The 10601-nt window shown below is 71.4% G+C and carries 8 protein-coding genes; 7 read left to right on the forward strand and 1 reads right to left on the reverse strand.

Annotated elements, in window-relative coordinates; translation table 11 throughout:
* The coding region (locus MR1_RS17165) for a lysylphosphatidylglycerol synthase domain-containing protein (protein WP_067249813.1) at window positions 1–846 on the reverse strand (846 nt) is incomplete at its 3' end.
* A gap of 244 nt (window positions 847–1090) precedes the next feature.
* Here MR1_RS17165 and MR1_RS17170 point away from each other — a divergent pair.
* The 7 genes from MR1_RS17170 to MR1_RS17200 all read left to right on the forward strand — a co-directional run bounded on the left by MR1_RS17170 (window position 1091) and on the right by MR1_RS17200 (window position 10268).
* Window positions 1091–2116, forward strand: coding sequence for a LacI family DNA-binding transcriptional regulator (locus MR1_RS17170; protein WP_067249816.1), 1026 nt, complete (start codon window positions 1091–1093; stop codon window positions 2114–2116).
* Between the two features lie 115 nt (window positions 2117–2231).
* Window positions 2232–3122 carry an ROK family protein gene (locus tag MR1_RS17175; RefSeq protein ID WP_067249819.1) on the forward strand — a complete coding sequence of 297 codons (891 nt, stop codon included), beginning with the start codon at window positions 2232–2234 and terminating at the stop codon, window positions 3120–3122.
* The gene (locus MR1_RS17180) at window positions 3119–4984 is read left to right on the forward strand and encodes a class I mannose-6-phosphate isomerase (RefSeq protein WP_084344863.1); all 1866 of its coding nucleotides are present in this window, start codon (window positions 3119–3121) and stop codon (window positions 4982–4984) included. Before MR1_RS17175 ends, MR1_RS17180 begins: the two co-directional genes overlap by 4 nt.
* A 170-nt stretch (window positions 4985–5154) precedes the next feature.
* Window positions 5155–6423 (forward strand): ABC transporter substrate-binding protein, encoded by a 1269-nt coding sequence (locus MR1_RS17185; RefSeq protein ID WP_067249822.1) that lies wholly within the window; start codon window positions 5155–5157, stop codon window positions 6421–6423.
* Window positions 6424–6431: 8 nt separating this feature from the next.
* Complete coding sequence (locus MR1_RS17190) at window positions 6432–7307, forward strand: carbohydrate ABC transporter permease (protein ID WP_067249825.1); 876 nt, start codon at window positions 6432–6434, stop codon at window positions 7305–7307.
* 1 nt (window position 7308) lies between these two features.
* Window positions 7309–8121 carry a carbohydrate ABC transporter permease gene (locus MR1_RS17195; RefSeq protein ID WP_067249828.1) on the forward strand — a complete coding sequence of 271 codons (813 nt, stop codon included), beginning with the start codon at window positions 7309–7311 and terminating at the stop codon, window positions 8119–8121.
* A gap of 20 nt (window positions 8122–8141) precedes the next feature.
* Window positions 8142–10268 (forward strand): hypothetical protein, encoded by a 2127-nt coding sequence (locus tag MR1_RS17200; RefSeq protein ID WP_157518331.1) that lies wholly within the window; start codon window positions 8142–8144, stop codon window positions 10266–10268.
* Window positions 10269–10601 lie beyond the last annotated feature (333 nt).

Here is a 10601-nt window from a genome sequence, read left to right on the forward strand (position 1 = left end):
GGCGACGATCACCGCCTCCCGCGCCCCGAGGCCGGCGGGAAGGATGAAGAACACCAGACTGGCGATCATCGCCAGCCCCATCGACCCGATGCACAGCAGCAGCGCGGATCCGTCCGCCGCGTGCGGCGGCAGCAGCAGCCACAGGTGCAGGCCGAAGAGCCCGTAGCCCAGGGCGCTCCAGCCCGCGGCGCGCAGCAGCGGGACGAGGCGCAGGACCGCGTCGGGCGGCGCCACGCGGACCAGCCGCAGCGCGAGCAGCAGCAGCCGGTTGAAGACGGCGGGGATCAGCAGGACCACGATCACCGGCACGAACACGAACAGCCACAGGTAGGGGCGGTAGGCGGGCTGGCCGGAGAGCTCCGGGATCGTCAGGATCCCGACCGCAAGGCCCGAGACCGCGACCACCGCGACGTTCGCGAGCGTCGTCGCGAGCGTCTGCGTCCGGCGGATCCCCGCCCGGCGAGCGAGCGCGATCTGGAGGACGTAGGCCCACACGGATCCGGGCACGTACTTGCCGAGCATGCCGACGAAGTACAGCGGCGCCGCCCGGCGGAACCGGACGCGCGTGCCGAGACTGTCCAGCAGCGCATGCCAGCCGAGCGCCGAGCAGAGGATCCCGGCGAGCACGACCACGCCGGCAAGGGCGACGTGCACGGGTTCGTACGAGCCGAGAGCGGCGGTCACGGCGCGTCCGTTGGCGCGCACGGCGAAGCCGGCGGCGACGAAGACGGCGGCGACGGCGGTCCACGTGAGCACCATCCGCACGACGCGCATCGCGGTCCGCGGAGGACGGGCACCGCCGGACCGGGCCCCCGGGGCCGCCACGGCGGGCGTCGCGTCGCCCATCCACCGCTCCCCTCGCGTCGTCGTTCCCCTGCACCCTAGGTGGCCCGGCGTCCGCGCCGGACGGCGTGCGGGACGCCGACGACGGCTTCTCCGCGACACCCCCGTCATTCCGGGCGTCGCGGGCCGGCGCGGGCCCGGCTCCCGCCGCCCGGCATACGGGGAAGCCCGTAAGCCGCGGGACCGCATGCGGCGACGGCGTCCTTTGATAACGTTCCCTCAGCGGGCTGCGACGGGAGGGCAGGGCATGGGCGAACGAGCGCATCGTCCGACCGTCAAGGAGGTCGCCCAGCGCGCGGGCGTGAGTCCGATGACGGTCTCGCGCACGCTCTCGGGCGGCCGGAACGTCAAGCCCGAGGTCCAGGAGCGGGTGCTCGCCGCCGTCGCCGAGCTCGGCTACCACCGCAACGAGAACGCCCGGAGCATCCGCCCCGGGCACAGCAGCGGGCTCATCGGCGTCGCGATCACCAACATCGCCAACCCCTACTACGGCACGTTCGCGCTGGGCGTCGAGGAGGAGGCGGCCCTCGCCGGCCGCCGCATCCTCCTGGGCAACACCTCCGAGGACGCGTCCCGGGAGGCCGAACTGGTCGGCGACTTCCTGGGCCGCCGCGTCGACGGGCTGGTCGTCGTGCCCGCCGCGGCGTCCTCGGCCCACCTCGAGCACTCGCAGCGACAGGGGGTCCCGGTCGTGCTCGCCTCCCGGCGGATCGAGGGCCTGGAGGCGGACAGCGTGGTCCTCGCCGACGAGGACGGGGCCTTCCGGGGCACGATCGCACTGATCGACCGGGGTCACACGCGGATCGGGTACCTGGGCAACGCGCTGTCCATCTTCACGGGTGCGCGACGGCATACGGGCTACCTGAGGGCGCTGGCGTCACGCGGCCTCACGGCGGACCCGCGGCTGGTGGCGACCGCCCAGCAGACGGTGGACCAGGCCAGGGAGGCCACGCGCGCCCTGCTCCGGGCGGAGAACCCGCCGACCGCGATCTTCTGCGCCAACAACCGCAACGCGATCGGGGCGCTCAAGGAGATCGGCGTCCAGCTCGCCACGGGGCTCCGCACCGCGGATGCGTTCCCGGAGATCGTGAGCTTCGACGACTTCGAGCTCGCCGAGCTGTCGCCGGTGCCGCTCAGCGTCATCGACCACGATCCGCGCGAGCTCGGGCGCACCGCGGCACGTCTGCTGTTGGACCGTCTGGACGGCGGCGGCGGGGAGGCCGCGCCGCGCGAGATCGAGCTCCCGGTCTCCCTCCGCCTGGGCGTGCGCTGACCGGGGGCGCCCTCGGATCACGGCCCCCTCCCGAGGCGTCGGCGGAGCCGGATCCGGTCGTTGACAGAGCCTCTTCCAGCTTGATAACGTTACCAATCACGCGAGAGGAGCACCGATGGAGCTGTGCATCGACTTCGGCGGCACCGGGATCAAGATCGCCGTCGCCGCCGACGACCGGATCCTCTCCTCCGCCCGCCTCGACGCGCGCCGCGACGCGGGCGACCTCGACGCCGCGGCGGCCTCGGCTCGCGCGCTCCTCGCGGAGGCAGGAGACGCTCCCGACGCGGTCGGCATCGCGGTCCCGGGCGTCGTGGATCCGGACTCCGGCCGGATGCTCCATGCGAACGCCAAGTACGACGCGTTCCGGGACCTCGACCTCCGGGCCTGGTCCGCGGCCGAGTTCGGCGCCCCGGCCGTCGTCGAGAACGACGCGCGCGCCGCCCTCGTCGGCGAGACCACGAGCGGCGTCGCCGCGGGCGAGCGCGACGCCGTCCTGGTGACCCTGGGCACCGGGATCGGCACCGCGGCCCAGATCGCCGGCGTCCCGCTCCGCGGTCGCCGCGGGCACGCGGGGATCCTCGGGGGCCACGTCACGATCGACCGCAACGGCCCGGTCTGCCCCTGCGGCAACGTCGGCTGCGGCGAGGCGCTGGCCAGCAGCGCCTCGCTCGCGCAGCAGTCCCCGACGGGCGCCGCCCTCACGCTCCGCGACCTCTTCGCCGACGACGCCCATGCCGGCATCCGCGACGCCTTCCTGCACGTGTGGGGCGCGACCGTCGTCACCCTGATCCACATGTACGACCCCGCCGTGGTCGTCCTCTCCGGCGGAGTCCTGCGCGCCGGAGACGCCGTGCGCGCGCCCCTCGAGTCGTACGCCCGCGCCCACCTCTGGCCGTCCGTGACGGCCCCGCGCTTCCTCGTCCCGCCGGAGCCCGAGCTCTCGGTCGCCCGCGGCCTGAGCGTGCTGGCCCGCACCGCCCTTTCCCGTCCGCAGGAGGATCAGTGACCACCCCCATCAACGACATGCACGACGGCCACACGGTCCGGGGGCGCTACGACACGCAGCCCACCGTCCCGCTGCCGCCGGGCGAGCGGATCCTGCGGGGCCCGGAGGGCTGGCGGGCCGCCGCGGCGATCGCCGAGGAGCGCGCCCGCGCGGCCGGGACCTTCCCCGTGCTCCTCGTCGACGCCTACCCCGGCGCCGACGTCGTCGCGGTGACCGCCCGGATCCGTGCCGCCCTCCCGGACTGGACCGTGCGCGACGTCGAGGAGGCGGCGCACCCCGTCGCCGACGTCGAGCGCCTGATCGCCCCGAACCTCACCGACGACCGCGTCTTCGGCGTGATGAGCCATTTCACCCTCGCCGACTTCTACGACGCCGCCGCCCTGGCGGCCCTCGCCGCGGAGCTGCGCGGTCCGACCGTCGTCGTCGGCTGGGGAGCGGGGCTGCTCGTCCCGCACCTCGCCGGGCCCTCCGCCCTCGTCCTCGTCGACATGGCGCGCTGGGAGATCCAGCTGCGCCAGCGCGCCGGCGCGACCAACTGGCGCGCGGACAACGCCGGCGAGGACAACCTGCGCAAGTACAAGCGCGGGTTCTTCGTGGAGTGGCGGGTCGCCGACCGGCACAAGCGGGACCTCTTCGGCATCGTCGACGTCGTCGTGGACGGCAACGCGATCGCCCCCGCCGAGCCGCACCCCGACGCGCCGGAGGCTGGGATGATCACCGGCGACGCCTTCCGCGGGGCCCTGCGGGACGCGGCGGCCCGACCGTTCCGCGTCGTGCCGTTCTTCGACCCCGGCGTCTGGGGCGGGCAGTGGATGAAGAACCTCATCGGGCTGGACCCGTCCAAGGACAACTACGCCTGGTGCTTCGACTGCGTCCCGGAGGAGAACTCGCTGCTGCTGCAGGGCGACGGCGGCGTGGTGGAGATCCCCGCCCTGGACCTGGTGTTCAGCCGGCCCGTGGAGCTCCTGGGCGCGAAGACGTTCGCCCGCTTCGGCGCCGAGTTCCCGATCCGCTTCGACTTCCTGGACACGATGGACGGCGGGAACCTCAGCCTCCAGGTGCACCCGCTCACCGACTACATCCAGAACACCTTCGGGATGCACTACACCCAGGACGAGAGCTACTACATGCTCGACGCCGGGGACGACGCCGTCGTGTACCTCGGCACCAAGGAGGGCGTGGATCGCGACGCCATGCTGCGCGACCTCGCCACGGCGCAGGACGGCGAGCACCCGTTCCCCGCGGACGAGTACATCAACGCCTTCCCGGCGCGCAAGCACGACCACTTCGCGATCCCGGCGGGCACGGTGCACTGCTCCGGGGCGAACTCGATGGTGCTGGAGATCTCCGCGACGCCGTTCATCTTCACGTTCAAGCTCTGGGACTGGGGGCGCGTGGGCCTGGACGGCGTGCCCCGCCCGGTCCACCTCGACCACGGCGCGCGCAACATCCAGTGGGACCGCGACACGGCCTGGGTGACGGAGAACCTCATCGACCGGGTCGAGACCGTCCGGTCGGACGACGACGTCGTGGAGGAGAGCACGGGCCTTCACGAACTGGAGTTCATCGAGGTGCGGCGGCACTGGTTCCGTCAGGGCGCCGACCACGACACGGAGGGCACCGTCAACGTGCTGAACCTCGTGGAGGGCGACGAGGTCCGCGTCGTCAGCCCGACCGGGGCGTTCGCGCCGTTCGTCGTCCACTACGCCGAGACCTTCATCGTCCCCGCCGCCGTGGGCCGCTACCGGATCGAGCGGACCGAGCACTCCCGCAGCGCGCGCTTCGCGACCGTCAAGGCGTTCGTCAGGGGGACGGCCATGACGGGGCCGGAGACGGCCCGCGCCGGCACGACCGACAACTGAACACCCGACAACCGAACACCGCACAACCGAACATCGAGGGGATCGCGGGGGCTTCGAGCCACTGCATCCCTTGCACCGCACCGATGCGGCTTGGTAGCGTGAGGCCAGGTTTCTGGTAACGATACCAAGCCGGATGACACCGAACAGCACCATGAACAAGGGAGTTCTGCATGATTTCGCGACGAAGGACCGCCGCCACGGCGGCGGGGCTGATCATCGCCGTCTCGGCGCTCGCCGGATGCTCCGGGGGAACCGGCGAGTCCGGATCCGGCGAGGTCACCGGCACGCTCGACTTCTACACGGACAAGGCCGCGTGGAAGCCCGACTTCGAGTCCCTGAACACCGCCAGCGGAGAGGCCGTCGGCATCACGCTCAAGACCACCGGCTACTCGGATGCGAACCAGTACGACGCGTTCGTCAAGCAGTCGTTCCGCACGAACAAGTCCCCGGGTCTGTTCACCTGGCACACCGGCGAGTCGCTCGCGCAGCTGGTCGAGGAGGGCCTGGTCGCGGAGACCACGGACATCTGGGAGAAGGCCATCGGCGAGGGCTGGGTGAGCGAGGACCTCGCCAAGGGGTACACGTTCGACGGCAAGCAGTACTGCGTGCCGATGAACATCGCCTACTGGGTCATGTTCTACAACAAGGCCCTCTTCGCCGAGAACGGCATCGAGGTCCCGACGAGCTGGGCGGAGCTGAACGCCGCGGCCGAGAAGCTCAAGGCCGCCGGGGTGACGCCTTACTACCAGACCAGCACCCTGTTCACCTTCCCGTGGTTCCAGCACCTCGTCGCCTCGACCGACCCGGACCTCTACGCCGGGCTCACCACGGGCGAGGTGAAGTACACCGACCCGGAGATCGTCGAGGTGATGGAGCTGTGGCTGGACGAGCAGAAGAAGGGCTGGTTCAGCGATCCCGGCAGCACGACGGATCCGGCCGTGGCGCTCAAGCAGGGCGATTTCGCGATGATCGACTTCGGGACGTTCTTCGCCGGCAACCTCGAGGGGGCGGGCATGACGCCCGACGACTTCGGGATGTTCGCGATCCCCGCGGTGAACGACGCGCTCGACACCACGCCGGTGGCGGTCGAGTCCGGTCCGATCTGCGTGGCGGAGAGCTCGACGCAGAAGGACCTCGGGCTCGCCTACTCCGAGTGGTGGATGTCCGCCGAGGCCCAGACCGCGTGGAACGACGCCCACGGCGACGTCGCCTTCAACCCGAAGGCCACGGTCTCCGACCCGGCCCTCGCCGAGCTCGGCGAGCAGATCGCCGGCGAGGGCTACTCCCTGTACGACCGGTTCTTCGAGGCGATGCCCACGGCGATCGTCACGACGGCGATCGAGCAGTTCGGCGCCTTCAACGCCAACCCCGGCGATCCGATGCCGTTCCTCGAGAAGATCCAGGCCACGGCCGACAAGTACTGGGCCGAGCAGGAGTAGACGGGCGGATGGCGCGTCAGACCTCGCCCTACCAGTGGTCCGCCCGGGGCTTCATCGCCCCGGGCGTGCTCCTGGTCGCCGTCCTGCTCTACCTTCCGCTGCTGTGGACGGTGTTCCTCAGCTTCACCCGCTACAACGGGCTCGGCAGCCCGAAATGGGTGGGCATCGACAACTACGTGGAGATGCTCACCGACGGCGACTTCGTCGGCTCCGCCGTGAACACCGTCCTCTGGGTGGTCGGCACCCTGATCATCCCGGTCGGCATCGGCCTGACGATCGCCCTGCTCACCTGGAACCTGCGCGGCGGGGCCTGGCTGCGCCTGCCCTTCCTCATCCCCTACGCCCTGTCCGGCATCGGCGTGGGGGTGGTGTGGTCGTTCATCCTCTCCTCCGGCGGCGCGCTCGACCAGGCGCTGGCGGCGTTCGGCATCACCGACCCGCCGCGGTGGCTCCTGGACGCGCCGCTGAACACGGTCGTGATGATCATCGCCTCGTCGTGGCAGGGCGTCGGCGTCAACGCCCTGCTGTTCACGATCGGCCTCCAAGCGATCCCGAAGGAGCCGCTGGAGGCGGCGCGCATCGACGGCGCGGGCGGGATCCGCCTCTTCGGCAGCATCCTGTGGCCCATGCTGCGTCCGCTGACGGCCGTGGTCGTCGGCCTCTCCATCGTCGCCAGCCTGAAGACCTTCGACATCGTCTGGGGCATGACCAAGGGCGGCCCCGGCACCGTCTCGGAGACGCTCGCGCTGACGATGTACAAGGAGACCTTCGTCAACAGCGACTACGGTCTCGGGTCGGCGATCGCGGTGTTCCTCACCGTGATCACCCTGATCGCCTCGGTGCTCTACCTCCGCCAGCAGCTGTCCCCGAAGAACGAGGTGTGACATGTCCCGCATCATCCGCACCGTCGTCCTCGTCCTCCTCGGGATCCTCTGGCTGCTGCCCGCCTACCTCCTCGTCGTGAACGCGATGAAGGACCCGGCGACGTTCACCTCCAAGGAGTCCTGGATCCCCACCGACTTCCACCTGTTCCAGAACTTCGCCGACGCCTTCGCGCTCTCCGGACTCGGCAACAGCATCGTCAGCACGCTGGTGTACTCGATCGTCTCCCCGACGATCGCCGTCCTCGTGGGCGCCGCCGCCGGGTTCGCCATCGTCGCGCTGCGGCTGAAGCGGGGGTTCCTCTGGTTCGTCGTCATCTTCGGCGGCACGGTGTTCCCCCTGCAGATGGTGCTTCTGCCGCTGTTCGACGCGTACTCCCGGATCGGCCTGTTCGACACCCGGATCGGGATGGTGATCATCTACACGGTGATCTCGGTGCCGTTCTCCGCGTTCGTCATGCGGAACTTCTTCACCGGCGTCGCCCACAACGTCTTCGAGGCGGCGGTGCTGGACGGCGCGACGACCTGGCGGATCTTCACGCGCATGTACCTGCCGATGGCGTCGAGCGCGCTCGTGGCGATCTTCATCCTTCAGGCCACGTTCGTCTGGAACGACCTGCTGCTCGGCCTGACCCTGAGCCAGTCCGACGACATCCGGCCGATCATCACGACGCTCTCCGGCATGCAGAGCACCTACGGCGGCGCCCAGATGTCCGTCGTGCTCGCCGCGGCCGTGCTCGTCTCCCTGCCGACCGTCGTCCTGTTCCTGTGCACCCAGCGCTTCTTCGCCAAGGGCCTCGCGCTCGGCCAGTACTGACCCTCCCCCGGAAAGGCATCATGCTCCCGCTCATCCCCACCGTCGAGGATCTCGCCGCGGACCCCGCCACCCACCACGACGACGACATGATCGCGCCGTCCGGCCTGACGAACCTGCTCGGGACCGTGCGCGTCGATCACGATCTCACCGCGCTGAGCGCCGTGCAGTTCCCGCCGGTGTCGCAGGGACTGACGCAGACCGCGATGCTGTTCGTCGACGGGAGGCTGTTCCTCTCCCACGGCGTGCCGGTCACGCACGAGTGGCGCCCGGACCGGGTCCTCCGCCGCGCGACGCTCGGCACGCTGGAGATCGAGACCACCACGGTCTGCGTCCCCGGGCGCACCGCCGTGGCCGTCGACATCGTCGTCCGCAACACGGGGGAGGCGGACCGGGACGTGCGGATCGGCCTCTCCGCCGCCGCCCGGGCGACCCGGTCCGCCACGGCATGGCTGGATGCGGAGTCGCCGTCCGAGCAGGACGCGGTGGGCACGGACGACGGGCGCCTCGTGTTCTCGTCGGCGGACGAACGCGCCTGGAGCGTGCAGGGGATCGTGGACGGCACGGCGCGGCTGAGCGGCGTCACCGGCGCCGCGACGGGCGGGGAGGACGCGTTCGACCTGGGGATCGGCGGGAACGGCCGCGGAGGGGAGTTGGGGACGACCCTCCGCGTGCCGGCCGGCGGATCCGCGCGCGCGGGCTATGTGCAGGCGATCGGAACCACGCGGGCCTCGGCCGTCGAGACGTACGACGCCGTGGCGGCGTCCGTCCCCGCGACCGTCGGTGCGGCCGAGGAGTTCTGGAACCGCCAGCTGCGGGCCGCGTTCGACCCGGACGACGACGAGTTCTCCGGTGCGCTGCCGGTCCTGGAGACCTCCTCCTCGGCGCTGCGGCGGCTGTACTGGTGGGCCGTCCTCGGCGTCGTCTGGTTCCGCCGGGACTATGCGGGAAACGTCCTGGGCCGCTCTTACGACACCCTCATGCCGAACTACTGGGGAACCACCACCTTCATCTGGGACTACAGCCTCAGCTCGGTCAGCCACGCCCTGCTCGACCCGGCCGAGATGCGCAACCAGGTGCGGCATTGGATCTCGCTGGACATCCACTCGCACTTCGGCACGTCCTCCCTCACCGGGGGCCCGGTCGGGCGCTGGTACTCGGTGAACGACTACGCGATGACCCGCCTGGTGCACGACTACGTCCGCTTCACCGGCGACGCCGGGTTCCTCGACGAGGTGGTCGGCGACGCCACCGTCGCGGAGTCGGTCCGGCAGTGGGCGACCGCGTGGAAGGCGCTCCGCCGCGACTCCCCGCTCGCCGACTACGGCGAGATCGACAACCTGCTCGAGTGCGTGAGCTCGTACACGCACGAGGTCGCCGGGCTCAACGCCGCGAACGTGTGGAGCATGCGGACGGCGGCCGGCCTCGCCGACCTGCGCGGCGAGGAGGCGGAGGCCGCGGCGCTGCGTGCCGAGGCCGCGGCGCTGGTCCCCGCGGTCGTCGCACGCTACGTCCCCGGCGAGGGGGTCTTCTCCGCGGGGCAGCCGGACGGGACGCTCCTGCCCGTCCGGCACTGCTACGACTTCAGCGTCGTCGGGACGACCATCGCCGGGGACCTCGCACCGGAGGTGCGCGACGAGATGGTGGCGTTCTTCCGCCGCGAGCTGCAGACGGAGAACTGGATGCGGGCGCTCTCCCCGTGGGACCCGGACGCCAGCTACAGCCCGCGGCCGGACCATCAGTGGAACGGCGCGTACCCGGCGTGGCCCGCCGATGCCGGGCGCGCCCTGGCGGCGCTGGGGGCGCCGGAGGTCCTGACGGCGTGGATCGAGGGGCTGTCGCGCACGGCGAACCAGGGGCCGATGGGGCAGGCGCACTTCGTCGAGGAAGCGGTCCCCGGCATCGGCGGCGGCGCTCGCAAGGCCCCGCCGCAGCTGCCCTACATCATCGACTGGGCGTGCTCGTCGTCCGGCGCGTGGATCGAGCTCGTGATCGAGGCGCTGTTCGGCGTCTCCGTCTCGGCCGACGGCACCGTGCGCGCGGCCGGGTGCGTCGCGGCGCTGGACCCGCATGCGAGGCTCCGCGGCCTCCGGGTCGCGGGCCGCGCGTACGACGTGGACGCCGCCGGCGCCGTGACCCCGGTCGGCTGAGCGGACGGAGGAGGACACGAGGATCGGATCCCGCGTTTCGTCTCGTCGCTGCGCTCCTCGCTCAACGACCGACGCCCACTCCCGGTCCCCGGTCGTTGAGCGAGCGAAGCGAGACGAAACGCAGTACACCCGGTCGTTGAGCGACACTTCGACTCGCAGGCTCGCTCAGTGCAGGTCTCCGCGAGACGAAACGCAGTACCCCACCGAACACGAAGGAGTGATCGACATGAACAGACGATGGATCGCGGCGGCGGTCGCGACGGCCTCCCTCTGCGCCGGCGTCGCGGTGTCCGCCCCGGCGTCCGCGGCCTCCCCCGCCAGCCCCGGCGGCCG

It is taken from the genome of Microbacterium resistens NBRC 103078 (genome assembly GCF_001552355.1).
Lineage (GTDB): Bacteria > Actinomycetota > Actinomycetes > Actinomycetales > Microbacteriaceae > Microbacterium > Microbacterium resistens.

Excerpts from the sequence above, each read along its gene's own strand:
- MR1_RS17170 (WP_067249816.1), top strand. The coding sequence starts at position 1,091 with ATGGGCGAACGAGCGCATCGTCCGACCGTCAAGGAGGTCGCCCAGCGC.
- MR1_RS17175 (WP_067249819.1), top strand. The coding sequence starts at position 2,232 with ATGGAGCTGTGCATCGACTTCGGCGGCACCGGGATCAAGATCGCCGTC.
- MR1_RS17185 (WP_067249822.1), top strand. The coding sequence starts at position 5,155 with ATGATTTCGCGACGAAGGACCGCCGCCACGGCGGCGGGGCTGATCATC.
- MR1_RS17190 (WP_067249825.1), top strand. The coding sequence starts at position 6,432 with ATGGCGCGTCAGACCTCGCCCTACCAGTGGTCCGCCCGGGGCTTCATC.
- MR1_RS17195 (WP_067249828.1), top strand. The coding sequence starts at position 7,309 with ATGTCCCGCATCATCCGCACCGTCGTCCTCGTCCTCCTCGGGATCCTC.
- MR1_RS17200 (WP_157518331.1), top strand. The coding sequence starts at position 8,142 with ATGCTCCCGCTCATCCCCACCGTCGAGGATCTCGCCGCGGACCCCGCC.